This is a genomic window from Micromonospora vulcania (genome assembly GCF_042658605.1).
Lineage (GTDB): Bacteria > Actinomycetota > Actinomycetes > Mycobacteriales > Micromonosporaceae > Micromonospora > Micromonospora vulcania.
The window spans coordinates 369,228-385,798 of sequence record NZ_JBHSQS010000002.1 but is presented as its reverse complement, the minus strand read 5'-3'; the positions used below and the strand labels follow the sequence as shown (position 1 = coordinate 385,798).

Here is a 16,571-nt window from a genome sequence, read left to right as displayed (position 1 = left end):
TCGCGAGTGGACAACGATGCCCATCGGACCGGAACGGCAATCCCCTGGCGCGCGATTCGCGTCGCACGCCACAGCCCCCGACAAGGAGACGCCGTCCCTGGAACAACACTGATGTAATTTGCTTGTCTCGCGGTCAGGCTACCGCAGCGTGGAGCGCATTCCGAGCAACGCGCTACCGACGCGGACATGTGTCGCGCCGTATCGGATCGCGATTTCCAGGTCGCCGCTCATTCCGGCGGACAACGCCGTTGCCCCGGGATGGACCGCACGAAAGGCCGCGACCACCTCGGCCAGCCGCGCAAAGGCCCGTTCCGGCTCCCAACCGAGCGGCGCCACCGCCATCAGGCCGGCGAGCCGCAGCGCCGGAGCGCCGGCGACCGCCTCGGCCACCGACTCCAATCCGACGTCCGGCTCGGCCGAGCCGGGCAACGCACCACCCCGGGCCGCGTCCCCGTCGATGCTGACCTGGAGCAGGACGTCCAGCGGTCGCTCCCGGTCGGCCGCCGCGGTGGCCAGCGCCCGGGCCAGCCGGGCACTGTCGACGGAGTGCACCACGTCGGCGTACCGGACCACCGAACGGGCCTTGTTGCGCTGTAGCTGGCCAATGAAGTGCCAGCGCGGCCGTACCCCGGCCGCAGCGACCTCGGCGGCCTTGCCGGCCGCCTCCTGGTCGCGGTTCTCCCCCATGTCGGTGACCCCGAGCCCGGCCAACGCCAGCACGTCGCCGGCCGGGTAGGTCTTGGTCACCGCGATCATCGTGACGTCGGCGGGGTCCCGGCCGGCGTCGACGCAGGCGTCGACGATGCGGGTCCGTACCTGCGCCAGACCGGCTGCGAGTTCGGCGCGCCGATCCGGTCGTACCGTGGCTGAGCTGTCGGTCATCGGCGGTGCTCAGGACCCGTTCTTGAGGAAGTCGGGCACGTCCACGTCGTCGAAGAGCACCCGCCGCGGCGACTGGGTCGGTGCCGGCATGGTGGTCGGTGCCGGGACCGGGCTCTGCGGCGCCGGCTGGTTGGTGTTGGTCTTGCGGACCGGCTCGGCCGCCTTGTACGCCGGCGCGCCCCCGTCGAAGCCCGCCGCGATGACCGTCACCCGTACCTCGTCGCCGAGCGCGTCGTCGATCACCGCGCCAAAGATGATGTTGGCGTCCGGGTGGGCCGCGTCGGTGACCAGTTGCGCCGCGTCGTTGATCTCGAACAGGCCCAGGTCGGAACCGCCGGCGATGGAGAGCAGCACGCCGCGAGCGCCGTCCATGCTCTGCTCCAGCAGCGGGCTGGAGATGGCCGCCTCGGCCGCCTCGACCGCGCGGTTCTCGCCGCGGGCGCTGCCGATGCCCATCAGGGCGCTGCCGGCGCCGCTCATCACGCTCTTGACGTCGGCGAAGTCCAGGTTGATCAGACCCGGGGTGGTGATCAGGTCGGTGATGCCCTGCACGCCGGAGAGCAGCACCTGGTCGGCGGTACGGAACGCGTCCATCATGCTGATACCGCGGTCGCCCAGCGCCAGCAGTCGGTCGTTCGGGATGACGATCAGGGTGTCGCACTGGTTGCGCAGTTCGTCTATTCCCGACTCGGCCTGCACCTGACGACGCTTGCCCTCGAACGAGAACGGCCGGGTGACCACACCGATGGTCAGCGCGCCGAGCTTGCGGGCGATGTTGGCCACCACGGGCGCGCCGCCGGTGCCGGTGCCGCCGCCCTCACCGCAGGTCACGAAGACCATGTCGGCGCCCTTGAGCACCTCTTCGATCTCGTCCCGGTGGTCCTCGGCAGCGTTCTTGCCGACGTCCGGGTTGGCCCCTGCGCCCAGCCCACGGGTCAGCTCCCGGCCGACGTCGAGCTTGACGTCGGCGTCACTCATCAGCAGCGCCTGGGCATCGGTGTTGATCGCGATGAACTCGACGCCCTTGAGCCCAACCTCGATCATCCGGTTGACGGCGTTGACGCCGCCACCCCCGATGCCGACGACCTTGATGACCGCCAGGTAGTTGTGCGGAGGTGTCATCTCCGGTCCTTTCCCTTCGAGATTGGCTTCGGCCGACCGGCTACGGCGTGGCCAGACCAGCGGCCGACGACAGCTGTCACCAGCGAGGATCAGAGCTGAACCCTCACCCTCTACTAGAGGCTTACAGTTATGTCAACCACTGAACCTCTTCGGGGCAACGTAAGCGCCGCCGCGCGATGAGCCAAGGACCTGACCGGCGTGTCGCCGCCCGGAGCGCGACGAGTCACGTCCCCGCGTCCCGCCGCACGGCCCCCGGTCAGCGGAAGGTCACCACGTCCGGCGCGCTGACGTCGATCCGGTCGGTGTCCTCGGCGAGCATCGCGGTGGCCACCCGGGCCTTGTCCGCACTCCGGGTCGCGTCACCCCAGATCACCGTCCGGTCCCCGCGCAACCGCAGGCTGATCCGTGCCAGGCCCTCCACGGTCACGTCCACCAGTTCGGCGCGCAGTCGCGGGGTCAGCGCGCCGAGCACCTCCAGCCCGGCCCGGGTACCGGGATCGTCGGCGCCCGGGGCGACCACCCGCACCAGCGGCAGCTCGGCCGGTCGCCGGGGCACCGTCTGGAACGCCACCCCGGTCCGGTCGATCAGGGTGAACGCCTCCCCCTGCGGCACCGCCGCCACCGGTGTCCGCTCGGTCACCCGGACCACCAGCGTGCCCGGCCAGTCCCGGTACACCGTCGCCCGCTCCACCGGCGCCAGGCCGCCGACCCGCCGGCCAGCGCCGGCCAGGTCCACCCGGGCCAGCGGCACCCCGTCGGCCACCCCGACCGCGTCGCGCACCTGCACCGGTGTGACCAGGCGGGCACCCTCCACCCGCACCTCACGAACCCCGAACAGCCCGGTGCCGAGCACCGTCCACGCGACCAGCCCGGCCAACGCCAGGACTCCGGCGGCCACCGCCCACGGCAGTGCCGCGCGCATCCGACGCTGCCGTGCGCGGGCCATGAACCGGCGGGTCGACGGTGGCACCGCGTCGCTGCCGGCCCGGACCAACTGCCAACGCCGGACCGGACCGCGCCGGGGTGCGCCGCCGTCGGCGCCGCTGGTCCGCCCTCGGGCCGGGCCGGGACTCATCCGGCCGTGGGTGCCGCGCCGTCCGGTGCGGCACTGCCGCCGAGGGCCGCTCCATCGCCACCGGCGGTGGAGCCACCGGCCACCGGATCACCGATCGCCCCGGCGGCGGCCACCGGGTCGACGGTCGCGGTCGGGACAGAGCCGGCGGTACGGGCGAGCAGGCCGGCCAGCAGCTCGTCACCCATCAGCGAGATCGGTGGGGCGCCCATGGTCACCACCACGTCCCCGGGGCGGGCCCGCCGGACCACCTCGACCGGCGCCGCCTCCCACGAGTCGACGAAGACCTTCCGCTCGGCGGGCAACGACACCGCCTCGATCAGCGCCGCCGAGCCCTCGCCCGGCTGGCGCAGCTCGCCGGGCCCGAAGACCTCCAGCAGCACCAGCTCGTCGGCGATGGACAGCGCCTCGGCGATCTCCGCCTGCGAGTCCCGGGTCCGGTACAGCCGGTACGGCTGGAAGACGACGATCAGCCGCCCCTGCCCGGCCACCTCGCGCAACGTCTGCAACGCCAGCGTCATCGAGGTCGGGTGGTAGGCGTACTCGTCGTAGACCAGCACACCGTCCGCGACGCCCTTGCGCTCGAAACGCCGCCGCACGCCGGGGAAGACCGCCAGCGCGGCCTCCGCCGCCGCCATCGGCAGTTCCAGCAGGTACGCGGCCAGCACCGCGGAGGCGCTGTTGAGGCCCATGTGCCGCCCCGGCACCGGCAGCCGGAACTCGCCCAGCGACCGGCCCTCGATCGCGGCCAGGTAGCGCACCCCGCGCGCCGACGAGACGATCTCGGTCAGTCGCAGGTCGGCGTCGGCCGCCTCGCCGTACGTGTAGACCCGCCGGCCCTCGGCACGCAGGCTCTCGGCCAGCCGCCGCCCGCCCGGGTCGTCCGCGCAGGTGATGATGAACCCGTCCGGGTCGGTGAGCCGGGCGAACTCGACGAACGCCGCCTCCAGCGTCGCGTAGTCGCCGTAGGTGTTCAGGTGGTCCGCCTCGACGTTCGTGATGATCGAGACGTACGGCCGGTAGATGAGGAACGAGCGGTCACTCTCGTCCGCCTCGACCACGAAGTACTCGCCGGTGCCGTGGTGGGCGCCCGAGCCGACCTCGGAGATCTCCCCACCGATCACGAAGGACGGGTCCACCCCGGCCTGCTGGAGCACCATGGTCACCATCGAGGTGGTGGTGGTCTTGCCGTGGGTGCCGGCGACCGCCACCGCCCGGCGGCCGGTCATCGCCGCGGCGAGCGCCTCCGAGCGGTGCAGCACCCGCAGGCCGCGTCGGCGCGCCTCGACCATCTCCAGGTGGTCCTGCGGAATGGCCGAGGAGTAGACGACGGTGTCCACGCCGTCGAGGTTGGTCGCCTCGTGGCTCATGTGGATCGTCCCGCCCAGCGCCCGCAGGCCGGCCAGCGACGGCCACTCGCGCAGCTCGCTGCCGGAGGTCGGGATGCCCCGGGTGAGAAAGAGCCGGGCCAGGCCGCTCATGCCGACCCCACCGACCCCGATCAGGTGGATGGTGCCCAGGTCCTCGGCGGTCAGCGTGCCGGCCGGGGTGAACTGCGCGGTCATCGGGACACCGCCTCGATGACGAACGAGCGCAGGGCCTCGTCACCGTCGCGCCGCCCGTACGACCCGGCGGCCGCGCCCATGGCGTACAGCCGCTGTGGGTCGCGGATGAGCGGGATGACGGTGCGCTCCAGCCAGTCCGGCGTCAGCTCCGCGTCGTCGACCAGCAGCCCGCCGCCGGCCTCCACCACGGGCAGCGCGTTGCGCTTCTGCTCCTGGTTGCTGTGCGGGTACGGCACGTAGATCGTGGGCAGCCCGATCGCGGCCACCTCGGCGACGGTCATCGCCCCACCACGGGCCAGCATCAGGTCGGCGGCGGCGTAGCCCAGCTCCATCTGCGACAGGTACGGAAGCGTCACGTACGGCACCGGCAGGTCGGTGGGGATCGGCACCGGCTCGTTGCGGGCGCCCATCACGTGCAGCACCTGCACGCCGTTGCGGGCCAACTCCTTGGCCGCACCGGAGACCGCCAGGTTGACCGAGCGGGCGCCCGACGAGCCGCCGGCCACGAAGAGCACCGGCAGGTCCGGACGGAGCCCGAAGTGGGCCCGGGCGGCGTTACGCAGCGCGTACCGGTCCAGGCCGGCGATGCTGCGCCGCAGCGGCACCCCGACCACCCGGGCGTCGCGCAGCGACTCGGCCTGGATCGGCTGGTGCGGGAAGCCGACCGCGACGTTCTTGGTGAACTTCATGCCCAGCCGGTTGGCCACGCCCGGCGGCACGTTCACCTCGTGGATCACCATGGGCAGCTCCCGGCGCCAGGCGGCCAGGTAGGCCGGCACCGACACGTACCCGCCGAAGCCGACCACCGCGTCGGCCTGCACCTCGTCGATCACCTTGCCCGCGGCGCGGGCCGCGGTCCACATCCGGCCCGGCGTGCGGACCAGGTTCATGTTCACCGACCGGGGCAGCTGGTACGCCGGGATCTGCCGCAGGTCGTAGCCGTGCGGCGGGATCAGATCGTTCTCCATGCCACGGGGTGTGCCGAGGCAGGTGATCCGGACGCCCGGGTCGTGTCGGCGCAGGCAGTCGGCGAAGGCGAGCAGCGGGTAGACGTGCCCCCCGGTGCCACCTCCCGCGAGCACCACCGAACGCAGCGGACCCATCAGCGTCTCCTCTCGCTCGCCGAACCCGCACGATTCCGGCCCTGCCGGACGCCGCGCGGTGCGGCCTGGTCGTCCTGCCGCCGCTCACGGGACCGGGGCACGGACCCTCGGCCAGCCGGCGGCGACGCCGGCCGGCGACGCCGGCCGGGAAGCGGCGGCAACGGGGCCCAGAGTAGTCGGACCCACCGGGCCGGCGGACGGGCATGCAGTGCTCTGGCCGCATCGGGTTCGGCGCGGGCGAAGGATGCCAGCATGCCGATCCCGGCCAACGTCACGACCAGGGCACTTCCACCGTCGGAGATGAACGGCAGCGGCAGACCGGTGATCGGCAGCAGGCCGACCACCCCACCGATGTTGATCACGGCCTGACTGGTCAGCCAGGTCGTCACCGCCGCGGCGGCGAGCCGGCGGAACGGGTCGTCGACCCGCCGGGCGATCCGCAGACCGGTGTACGCGAGCACCGCGAACAGGACGACCACCACCGCGCACCCGATCACGCCCAACTCCTCGGCGATGATCGCGAAGATGAAGTCGTTGTGCGCCTCGGGCAGCCAGTCCCACTTGAGGCTGCCCTTGCCGAGCCCCACGCCGAACCAGCCGCCGTGCTCGATGGCCAGCCGGCCCTGATAGAACTGGAGGCAGCCGTCGAGCTTGCAGGTCTCCGGGTCCGGCGGATTGAAGAACATGGTCAGCCGGGCGAGGCGGTAGTTGTCCTCGCCCCGCTCGCCGGAGCCGGCGCCCAGTGAGGCCACCGCGACGAGCAGGCCGACGCCGAGCAGCCCGACCACCGACAGCGCGCCGAAGACCCGCATCCGCACCCCGGCGGCCCAGAGCAGGCCGACCACCAGGGCCAGCAGGCAGATCATGGTGCCCGTGTCGTTGTAGCCGATCAGGACGAAGAGCAACCCGACCACCGGAAAGAGCGGGGTGGCCAGCTCCCGCCACCAGCCCAGTGCGGCGCCCTTGCGGACGATCAGGTGCGCACCCCAGAGCACCAGCGCGAACTTGGCCAGCTCGGAGGGCTGCACCTGGATCCCGCCGATGAACAACCAGAGCAGCCGCGCCTCGATCGGCCCGATCTGGGCGGACTTCTGGCCGGCAAGCCGGGCGTACGCGAGCAGCAGGTTGAGCACCAGCAGCAACGTCACCGAGGTGATCAGCAGCGGCCGGCCCAGTGCCCGGTAGGTGCTGGCGGGCAGACGCTGGCAGGCCCAGAACGCCCCGATGCCGATCACCGCGAAGATGGCCTGCTTGGTCACCGAGGCGGACGCGTTGCCGTCCTCGGCGTAGTCCCTGATGCTGGTGGCCGAGAAGACCATCGTCAGCCCGATCAGCAGCAGCAGGCCGGCGCTGGACAACAGCAGGTAGTAGGAGGCCAGCGGCCGGGCCAGCAGGCCCCGCAGAGCGGCCAGCCCGCCGGCCGCGTCCAGCCCGCGCAGCGGTGCCGGCGCTGCGGCTTCCGGCTCGCGCGGCGCTGCTTCGGCGCTCGGCTGAGCCGACCCGTCAGCTCGCGAACCGGCCTTGGCCCCCGCCGTCGACGGCTCCCGCGCCGGCCGTGTCCCGCCGACGCCGTTGGTGTGCTGTTCCTCCCCCATGCGCCCATCATCACCGCTGTGCCCGGCTCCGCCCACCGCACACGCCCCTCGGCGTGTCGCCCCCCGCGCCGCGCCCCCCGCGCCGCGCCCCCCGCGCCGCGCCCCCCGCCCCGCGCCGCGCCGATCTAGGGAAGATTGCTGTTAGCTGATCTCCAGCCACGACAATTTGCCCTAGATCGACGCGCTCACCGGCGGGGGTTACGTGCTCAGCGCGGGACGCGCTCAGCGCGGGGCGGGGCTCAGCGGCGGCGGGGGTTAGGTCATGTTGGCGAGGAACTCGCTGTAGAACAGGCCTAGCGCTATGGCTACGCCGATGCCGGCGATGATCCAGAAGCGGACCACGATGTTGACCTCGCTCCAGCCGGCCAACTCGAAGTGGTGCTGCAGGGGCGACATCCGGAACACGCGTTTGCCGGTGGTCTTGAAGGAGATGATCTGGATCACCACGGACATCGTGATGATGACGAAGAGGCCGCCGATGATCGGCAGCAGCAGGATGGTCCGGGTGGACATCGCCATGCCGGCGATCAGGCCGCCCAGCCCGAGCGCACCGGTGTCACCCATGAAGATCCGCGCCGGACTGGTGTTCCACCAGAGGAAGCCGACACAGGCTCCGGCCGCCGCCCCGGCTATCAGCGCGATCTCCAGCGGGTCGCGGACGGCATAGCAGTAGTCCTGCTTGTAGCTCGGGTCGGCGCACCAGTGCCGGTACTGCCAGAATGCGATCAACGCGTACGCGGCGAGCACCATCACCGAGGCGCCGGTGGCCAGGCCGTCCAGGCCGTCGGTGAGGTTCACACCGTTCGTCGCGCCCATCACCACGAAGATGAAGATGATCACCGCGCCGACCTTGCTGACCTGCAGGGCGTCGATGTCCCGGATGAAGCTCAGCGTGGTGCTGCCGACCGTCTCGGTGTTGGTCGCCGCGCCCGTCGCATCGGTCATCGTGCTCGGGAAGTACAGCGCGACCACGCCGAAGACCGCGCCGACCAGGATCTGGCCGAGCAGCTTGCCGCGCTTGTTCAGCCCGGCGCTGTTGCGCCTGCGCACCTTGAGGAAGTCGTCGAGGAAGCCCACCGCGCCGGAGAAGACCATGAGCCCGAGCAGCACCAGCGCGGTGATGGTCGGCTCCACCTGGGCGATCTGCAGGTCCGGCAGGGTGGTCAGCGCCAGGTGCCCCGCCACGTACGCGATCACCGTGGCCAGGATGAAGACCACGCCGCCCATCGTCGGCGTGCCCTTCTTGCCCTGGTGCATGGCCGGGCCGTCGGTCCGGATCGGCTGACCCGCCTTGAGCCGGGTGAACACCTTGATCGCGATCGGGGTGCAGAACAGCGACACGATGAAGGCCACCCCGACGGCGACGATCACCGCCCTCATGCGGTGGTCTCCCCACTGGCGTCGGCGCGCAGGGCGTCGGCCACCTCCCAGGTCCGATACCGGGAGCCCTTGACCAGGACGACATCGCCCGGTCGTAGCTCGCCCCGCAGCACCTCGACGGCCGCGGCCTGATCGGTGAGCAGCACCGACTCTCCTCCCCAGTCACCTACCGATGTGGCGCCCTCGTGGATCGGCGCCGCCGGCTCGCCCACCACGAGCAGCCGGTCCACACCCAGCTCGGCCGCGAGTTGGCCGACCTCGGCGTGGCCGTCCCGCTCGAACGGGCCCAGCTCGGCCATGTAACCCAGCACCGCGACGGTACGCCGACCGCTGCCGAGCGCGGCGAGCGCCTTCAGCGCGGCCGACATCGACGCCGGGTTGGCGTTGTACGAGTCGTCGATGACGGTCACCCCGTCCGGACGGTCGAAGACGTCCATCCGCCGGGTGGAGACCAACCCCAACTCGCCCAGCGCGGTGGCCAGCTCGGCCAACGGCATGCCCAGCTCCCGGGCGACCGCCGCCGCGGCGAGGGTGTTGGAGACCTGGTGCCGGCCGGTCAGCCCGAGCCGCACCGCCGCGCGCCCCTCCGGGGTGACCAGGGTGTACGACGCGCGCCCCCGGTCATCCAGCGTGACGTCCTCGGCCCGTACGTCGGCGTCCGGCGTCTCACCGAACCGAACCACCCGAGCCCGGGTTCGACCCGCCATCGCGTCCACCCGCGGATCGTCGGCGTTCAGCACGGCCAGGCCGTCCGGCGGCAATGCCTCGACCAGCTCGCCCTTGGCCAGGGCGATGGTGTCCTGCGAGCCGAACTCCCCGATGTGCGACGTGCCGACGTTCAGCACCACGGAGATCCGGGGCGGCACGAGCTCGCAGAGGTAGCGCACGTGCCCCACCCCGCGCGAGCCCTTCTCCAGCACCAGGTAGCGGGTGTCCGGCCCGGCCAGCAGGGCGGTGTACGGGTGCCCCAGCTCGTTGTTGAACGAGCCGGGCGGCGCCACCGTGGCCCCGAGCCGGGACGTGAGCTGACCGATCAGATCCTTGGTGGTGGTCTTGCCGGACGAGCCGGTCAGCCCGATCACGGTCAGGTCGGGCAGCCGGTCCACCGCCGCGCGGGCCAGCCGACCCATCGCGGTCAGCGCGTCGGCGACCAGCACCATCGGCACCCCGGGCACCTCGCGGCTGCCGAGCACCGCCACCGCGCCGGCCGCCATCGCCGTCGCCGCGTAGTCGTGCCCGTCGACCTTCTCCCCCGGAAAGGCGACGAAGAGCGCACCGGGTCCCACCTTGCGCGAGTCGAACTCGACCGTGCCGGTCACGGTGGCGGTCGGATCGGCGGCCACCAGCCGCCCGTCGACCGCCTCGGCCACCTCGGCCAGGGTCAGCGCGATCACCGCTGACCCGCCAGGTCCCCGAAGCGGGCCCGCAGGGCGTCGGCCAGCTCGATGCTGTCGTCGAACGGGTGCACCTCGCCAGCCACCTCCTGGCCACGCTCGTGGCCCTTGCCGAGCAGCGCGATCACGTCGCCGGACTCGGCCAGCCGGACCGCCTCGTCGATCGCGGCCCGCCGGTCGGCGACCTCGATGATCCGGGCGGGCGTGCCCGCCTGATACGCCCCGGCGAGCACCTCGGCGCGGATCTGCGCCGGATCCTCGGTACGCGGGTTGTCGTCGGTCACCAGCACCAGGTCGGCCCCCTGGGCCGCGGCGGCGCCCATCACCGGCCGCTTGCCCCGGTCCCGGTCCCCGCCGGCGCCGAGCACGCAGATCAGCCGGCCGGCGCTCAGCTCGCGCAGCGCGGCCAGCACGGCGACGATCGCGTCCGTCTTGTGCGCGTAGTCGACGACCCCGCGTACCGGCCCGGCGACGTCGACCAGCTGCAGCCGGCCGGGTACGCCACCACAGGCGGCCACACCGGCCGCCGCGGTCGACGGGTCCACGCCGGCGCCCACCAGTACGGCGATGGCCAGCAGCGCGTTGGCCACGTTGTGCCGCCCGGGCAGCGCCACCCCGGCGGGCAGGGCCAGCCCGGCCGGACCGTGCGCGGTGAACCGCTGCGTGTAGCCCTCGCCGTCCACGCCGTCGGCCCACCAGGTGGCGCTCTGGTCGCCGGCGGCCGAGTAGGTGACCGTGCTCGGCCGGTACAGCGGCTTGAGCGCCGGGTCGTCGTGGTTGAGCACCTCGACGGCGCAGCGGCCGTCGAAGAGCTGGGCCTTGGCGGCGAAGTAGTCGGCGCTGTCGGCGTGGAAGTCCAGGTGGTCGGAGCCGAAGTTGGTGTAACCGCCGACGGCGAACCGGACGCCACCCACCCGGCCCATGGCCAGCGCGTGGCTGGAGACCTCCATGACCACCGCCGTGACCCCGCGCTCGCGCGCGGTGCCCAGCATGGCGTGCAGGTCGGTCGCCTCCGGGGTGGTACGCACACTGTCGATCACCAGGTCGCCGAGCCGGGTCTCCACGGTGCCGATCAGCCCGGTGACGTGGCCGGCGGCGCGCAGCCCCGACTCGACCAGGTAGGCGGTGGAGGTCTTGCCGGCGGTCCCGGTCAGGCCGATCACGGTGAGCGCGGCGGTCGGGTCGCCGTAGACGGCCGAGGCCAGCTCGCCGAGCACCGCGCGGGGGTCCGGCACCACCAGCGTGGGCAGGCCGCTACCGGCCGCCAGTTCGGCGCCGGCCGGGTCGGTCAGCAGGGCCACCGCGCCGGCCTCGGCGGCGGCGACGGCGAACTCCGCGCCGTGTCGGCGGGCGCCGGGCAGTGCCGCGTACAGGTCGCCGGGAAGGACCTCCTGGCTGGCGTGGGTCGCCCCGGTGACGACCACCCCGGCGGCGTCCGCCGGAAGGTCGACGGCGAGCCGGACGGCGAGATCGCCGAGCCGGACTCCGGTCACGGTACGTGGACGTGGATTGCCGGGCACGGCGTCAGACCCTACCCGGTCGTCCGGTTCCGGCCACACAGCCGCCCCGGTGGTTCGCACGCACTCGTCGATGATGTCTCGCCGTCGCTGGTCAGCGCGGAAAGACCACGAACTTGGGTGCCGACCCGGCGGCCGACGGCGGTACGCGGTAGTGACGCAGCGTGAACTGCATCATGTCGCGGAACGCCGGCCCGGCGATCGCCGCGCCCCCGAAGTCGGGCGCGTACACGAAGACCGCGATCACGTACCGCGGGTTCTCGGCGGGGGCCATGCCGATGAAGGAGGACACCTCGCCGGGCTGCTTCTCGCCGTCCACCATGCGCAGGCCGGTGCCGGTCTTGCCGGCGACCCGGTAGCCGGGGACGGCGGCCTTCAGACCGGTGGCGTTGTCGACCGTGGTGACCGCCTCCAGCATGGTGCGCAGCGCCACCGCGTTCTGCGGGCTGAGCACCGAACGGGTCACCGGGGCCGGCGCGGGAGTGCGCTTGCCGTCCGGGCCGATCGTCTCCTTGACCAGGTGCGGCTGCACGTAGGTGCCGTTGTTGGCGATCGCGGCGTACGCGGCGGCCATCTGCAGCGGCGTCGCGTCGACGCTGTGCCCGATCGGCACCGATCCCTCCGACGACTTGCTCCACTCGTTGGCCGGCAACACGCGCCCGCTGGCCTCGCCGGGCACCCCCTCACCGGTGGGCTGGCCGAGCCCGAACCGCTTCTGATAGTCGATCAGCCGGTCCCGGCCGAGCAGGTCCGCGATGGTGATCGTGCCGACGTTCGACGAGTAGGCGAGCATCCCCGGAATGCTCATCCGCTTGCCGTTGGCCGGGTGGGTGTCGGGGAACCAGGTGTCGCCCTTCTTGATGCTGTTCGCGATGGGCAGCGTGGTGTCCGGGGTGATCACCCCCTCCTGCAGCGCCGCGCCGTAGGTGATCGCCTTGTGCACCGACCCGGGGTCGACCACGAAGGTGGTCGCGGCGTCCTCCCGGGCCACCGGGTCGCTCGACAGCGGCTTCGCGGCGTCGTACGTGGGGTCGCTGACCTGGGCCAGCACCTCACCGGAGGGGATCTCGATGACCACCGCCGCGGCGGTGGCGCCATGCTGCGTGGACATCGCCCTGCTGAGGATCTGCTGGCACTTGAACTGCAGGTCGCGGTCGATGGTCAGGGTCAGCGAGCTGCCCGGCTTGGCCGGCGTGGTCTTGCTGTAGCCGCCCGGGATCGGCGCGTTGAGGTCACCGAGGCCGGCCTCGTACACCCGCCTGCCGTCCTGCCCGGCGAGCAGGTCGTCGTAGCGGGCCTCCAGCCCCTCCAGCCCGTCCATGTCCGGGCTGGTGAAGCCGATCAGGTTGGCTGCCAGGTCGCCGCCGGGCACCTCACGGCGCTCGTCGCGGTGCACCCCGATCCCGGGCAGGTCCAGTGCCGTCACCTGCTTGGCGGTCGGGATCTCGACCCCCCGGGCCAGGTACGCGAACGTGGACGTGGTGCCACCCTCCAGCTTGCGCGGCTTCATCAGCTCGGAGAGCTTCGACACCGGGATGCCGAGCAGCGGGGAGAGTGCCTTGGCGGTGCCGGGCACGTCCTCGATCTTGGTTGGATCGGCGAACACGTACCGCGCCTCGACACTGCGCGCCAGCGGTTCGCCGAAGCGGTCGTAGATCGCGCCCCGCGGCGCCGGCAGCTCGACCTTCTGGGTCCGGTCGGCGACGCCACCGCCGGCGTACGCCGGGGCGTCCACGGCCTGCAGGAAGATCAGCCGGATCCCGATGACGGCGAACAACGTCAGGGTGAGCGCGGTGCTGAGCCGCAGCCGCAGCCGCGAATCGGCCAGCTTCGGCGGACGCGGGGGCTTGCGGGACGGCCGGCGTGCCGCCGGGCGGTCGGCGCGGCGCGGCGCACGCGGGGTGGTCCGGCGGCGCGGCGGCGGTTCGTCGCCGCCCGGATCGCGCGGGGCACGCGGCGCGACGGTGCGCACGACGCCGCCACGGCCCGCCGCCGGAGCGTCCCGGCGGCCGGACCGGGCGGCGGCCCGGCCGCCGTCGAGCACCTGCAACGCCGGCCGGAACGGATCACCGGACCGGGTGCTCCGCGGGGTACGCCGCTGCTCGGCACCGACGCTGCGGGGCGGCGTGCCGCGCTCCTCGCGGACGGTCCGGCCCCGTGGGGTGTACGCCCGAGCGCCGGAGATGCCCCCGATGCCCGCCTCGTCGGCGCGCGACTCTCCCTCGGTGGCTCCCGTGTCACGCGAAGAACCGCGCCGGGTCCCCGTGGGGTCCCGGCGCGGCTCGTCCGACCTCCGTGGCACCGGTCAGCCTCCCGCACCCTGGCTGGTCACCGACGGCTCACCGGTGGCTGGCTTCGGCACGCCGATGGTCTTGCCGTCCGGCAGCCGGATGTATCCCGGGTCGCCGGCGTCCACCAGGCCCAGGCGTCGCGCCTCGGCGGTCAGGTTGCCCGGCGCCTCGGCGTTGGCGATCTGCTTGTCCAGCTGCTGCTTCTCCAGGTCCAGACGGGCCTGCTGCTGCTGCAGCTTCTCCAGCCGGAAGGCGTTCTCATTGATCTTGGTGTTGACCGCCAGGATGCCCAGCACCCCGCCGACCACCAGCACCACGATCAGCGCCGCGAACGGCGCGCGCGGCACCGACACCGGCGGCGGCGGTGCCACCCGCAGCCGGGGCGGGCGCGCGGTGGCTGCGCCACCGGCCCGCTCGGCCGGCCGCAGAGCGGCGGTGCCCTGAGTGGGAAACTCGCGCGCCCCCCGGGCGCGAGTCTCCCCCTGCCGATTCACTCGATCGATGCGTGCCGTACCGTTCCCCACGCGCGGGGCCCGCTCCGCCGCGGTCCGGCCCCCCGACCGCGGTGTGCGCTGCCCGCCGCCGGTGACGTCCCGGCGGTCGTGCTTGTCAATGCTCATGTCCCCTCCCCCTCAACATCCGTCCCTCCGTCGTCCGGCGCCCGCCGATCCCCCACGGATCATGCGGACCCCGTCCCCGGTTGGTGCATCCCCTTCACCCGTCGGCCGGACCGTTCGCGGTCGGTCCGCCCTTGCTGTGCCACGTTCGGGTCGATCCGTTCCGCTGCCCGCAGCCGCACCGATGCGGCTCGCGGGTTCGCGGCGACCTCCGCCTCCCCGGGCAGTTCGGCGCCCCGGCTGAGCAGCCGGAACGTCGGACCAGACCCGGGTAGTTCGACCGGGAGGTCGACCGGACCCTTACTGCGGACCCGGTCCGCGAGCGCCAGCTTGGTGAGCCGGTCCTCCAGCGAGTGGTAGGACAGGACCACCATGCGACCGCCCACGGTCAGTGCGTCGAGCGCGGACGGCAGCGCTGACTCCAGCGCTGCCAGCTCCTTGTTTACCTCGATCCGTAAAGCCTGAAACGTTCTCTTTGCCGGGTGTCCGCCCGTTCGTCGGGCTGGCGCCGGAATCGAGTCCCGGACCAGCTCCGCCAGCCTCGCGGACGAGGTGATCCGGGCCCGTTCCCGTTCCCGGATGATCGCCGAGGCGATCCGGCCGGCGAACTTCTCCTCGCCGTAGACCCGCAGCACACGGGCCAGATCCGGATGTGCGTAGGTGTTGACCACCTCTTCGGCGGTCACCCCCCGGGTCTGGTCCATCCGCATGTCCAGCGGTGCGTCCTGGGCATAGGCGAACCCGCGGTCGGGCGCGTCCAGCTGGAGCGACGAGACACCCAGGTCGAACAGGATCCCGTCGATACTCGGATAGCCCAGCCGGGCCAGCACGTCGGGCAGCTCGTCGTAGACGGCGTGCTCCAGGTGCACCCGGTCGGCGAACCGGGCCAGACGGACCCGCGCGTGGGCGAGCGCCTCGGTGTCCCGGTCGAGCCCGATGAGGACCGTCTCCGGGTGCGCCAGAAGCACCGCCTCGGCATGCCCGGCCAGGCCCAGCGTCGCGTCGACGTGCACCGTCCGGCCGCCTCGACCCAGCGCGGGGGCCAGCAGCTCGAGACACCGCTCGAGCAGCACCGGCACGTGCGTGCCGCGCAGCTCCCCCATGTTGACCCCCACTGGTTGAAACGTCCGTTCGTTCATGCGCCCGTCGTCGTACGGCGCCGCCGTCATACCGCCAGATCCCCATCCGCTCCCGCCTGCCACCGGGCTCCCGCCCGTTGACTGGATCGTGCGCCTGGCACCGGGGAAGGGATGCCAGGAACTCGAAAGCGGCTGGAGATCTCGCAGTACGTCGGGCGCCGTTCCGCCCTACAGACCGCCGGGCAGCACCCCCTCCTCGATGTCGGCGAAGTCGTCTTCGCTCTCGGCGAGGTAGGTCTCCCAGGCGACCCGGTCCCAGATCTCCACCCGCGTGCTCGCGCCGATCACCACGAGATCGCGGTCCAGCGCGGCGTACGCCCGCAGGTGGGCCGGGATGGTCACCCGGCCCTGCTTGTCCGGCACCTCGTCGTGCGCGCTGGCGAAGAAGACCCGGCTGTAGGCCCGGGCCGCCTTGTGCGTCATCGGCTGCGCGCGCAACTGCTCCGCGATCCGCTGGAACTCGGGCGTCGGAAAGACGTAGAGACAGCGCTCCTGCCCTTTGGTGATCACGACACCCCCCGCCAGCTCGTCCCGGAACTTGGCCGGAAGGATCAACCGGCCTTTGTCGTCCAGGCGCGGAGTGTGGGTGCCGAGAAACATCGGCCCTACCCCCTCGCCCTTGAGCGGCGTTCGCGGCGCCGCTGACCCCCCGGGCCGGTGAGCCCTCCCGGCCTCACCATTGGCCCCCACTCTACTCCACTTCCCTCCACCTGCAACCAGAATCACCCGCGTGGCGCGCTCTACCTGGGGGCAAAACCGCACGTCACAAGGGGTGGGGTGGAGTGGAGGGCCACGGCGTCCAGCTGGCCCGGTCCGCTTTCCGACATCGACCGACTCCGTCCGGTGGAGGCCGACCCGGCCGCCCGCGTACCTACCACGGCCGAACGGTTCGCC

Annotated in this window: 12 protein-coding genes and 1 pseudogene; all 13 read right to left on the bottom strand. The window is 72.5% G+C overall.

What is annotated here, in order from left to right:
- Positions 1-138 precede the first annotated feature (138 nt).
- A complete protein-coding gene (locus ACFQGL_RS04365; RefSeq protein WP_377505638.1) occupies positions 139-882 on the bottom strand; it encodes a YggS family pyridoxal phosphate-dependent enzyme in 744 nt (247 codons plus the stop codon).
- A 9-nt stretch (positions 883-891) separates the two neighbouring features.
- Entirely contained in the window at positions 892-2,004 is a 1,113-nt protein-coding gene (gene ftsZ / locus ACFQGL_RS04360) for a cell division protein FtsZ (RefSeq protein ID WP_377505635.1), read from the bottom strand.
- A 256-nt stretch (positions 2,005-2,260) separates the two neighbouring features.
- A complete protein-coding gene (locus tag ACFQGL_RS04355; protein WP_377505632.1) occupies positions 2,261-3,079 on the bottom strand; it encodes a cell division protein FtsQ/DivIB in 819 nt (272 codons plus the stop codon).
- Entirely contained in the window at positions 3,076-4,641 is a 1,566-nt protein-coding gene (murC, locus tag ACFQGL_RS04350) for a UDP-N-acetylmuramate--L-alanine ligase (protein ID WP_377505629.1), read from the bottom strand. The genes ACFQGL_RS04355 and murC overlap by 4 nt, the downstream gene beginning before the upstream one ends.
- Positions 4,638-5,744, bottom strand: a complete 1,107-nt coding sequence (gene murG, locus ACFQGL_RS04345) for an undecaprenyldiphospho-muramoylpentapeptide beta-N-acetylglucosaminyltransferase (RefSeq protein WP_377505626.1) — start codon at positions 5,742-5,744, stop codon at positions 4,638-4,640. The genes murC and murG overlap by 4 nt, the downstream gene beginning before the upstream one ends.
- The gene (locus ACFQGL_RS04340) at positions 5,744-7,156 is read right to left on the bottom strand and encodes an FtsW/RodA/SpoVE family cell cycle protein (protein WP_377506023.1); all 1,413 of its coding nucleotides are present in this window, start codon (positions 7,154-7,156) and stop codon (positions 5,744-5,746) included. The genes murG and ACFQGL_RS04340 overlap by 1 nt, the downstream gene beginning before the upstream one ends.
- Positions 7,157-7,594: 438 nt before the next feature.
- Positions 7,595-8,719: a phospho-N-acetylmuramoyl-pentapeptide-transferase gene (gene mraY / locus ACFQGL_RS04335; protein WP_377505623.1), complete on the bottom strand. Its 1,125-nt coding sequence runs from the start codon at positions 8,717-8,719 to the stop codon at positions 7,595-7,597.
- Positions 8,716-10,113, bottom strand: a complete 1,398-nt coding sequence (locus tag ACFQGL_RS04330) for a UDP-N-acetylmuramoyl-tripeptide--D-alanyl-D-alanine ligase (protein ID WP_377505620.1) — start codon at positions 10,111-10,113, stop codon at positions 8,716-8,718. Before ACFQGL_RS04330 ends, mraY begins: the two co-directional genes overlap by 4 nt.
- On the bottom strand, positions 10,110-11,633 hold the full coding sequence (locus tag ACFQGL_RS04325) for a UDP-N-acetylmuramoyl-L-alanyl-D-glutamate--2,6-diaminopimelate ligase (RefSeq protein ID WP_377505617.1): 1,524 nt from the start codon (positions 11,631-11,633) through the stop codon (positions 10,110-10,112). Before ACFQGL_RS04325 ends, ACFQGL_RS04330 begins: the two co-directional genes overlap by 4 nt.
- A gap of 91 nt (positions 11,634-11,724) precedes the next feature.
- Entirely contained in the window at positions 11,725-13,932 is a 2,208-nt protein-coding gene (locus tag ACFQGL_RS04320) for a peptidoglycan D,D-transpeptidase FtsI family protein (protein ID WP_377505614.1), read from the bottom strand.
- A 3-nt stretch (positions 13,933-13,935) separates the two neighbouring features.
- Positions 13,936-14,541, bottom strand: a complete 606-nt coding sequence (gene ftsL, locus ACFQGL_RS04315) for a cell division protein FtsL (protein WP_377505611.1) — start codon at positions 14,539-14,541, stop codon at positions 13,936-13,938.
- Positions 14,538-15,641: pseudogene (rsmH, locus tag ACFQGL_RS04310) on the bottom strand (16S rRNA (cytosine(1402)-N(4))-methyltransferase RsmH). The gene ftsL and the pseudogene rsmH overlap by 4 nt, the downstream one beginning before the upstream one ends.
- A 204-nt stretch (positions 15,642-15,845) precedes the next feature.
- Entirely contained in the window at positions 15,846-16,277 is a 432-nt protein-coding gene (gene mraZ, locus ACFQGL_RS04305; protein WP_074313044.1) for a division/cell wall cluster transcriptional repressor MraZ, read from the bottom strand.
- Between the last annotated feature and the right edge of the window lie 294 nt (positions 16,278-16,571).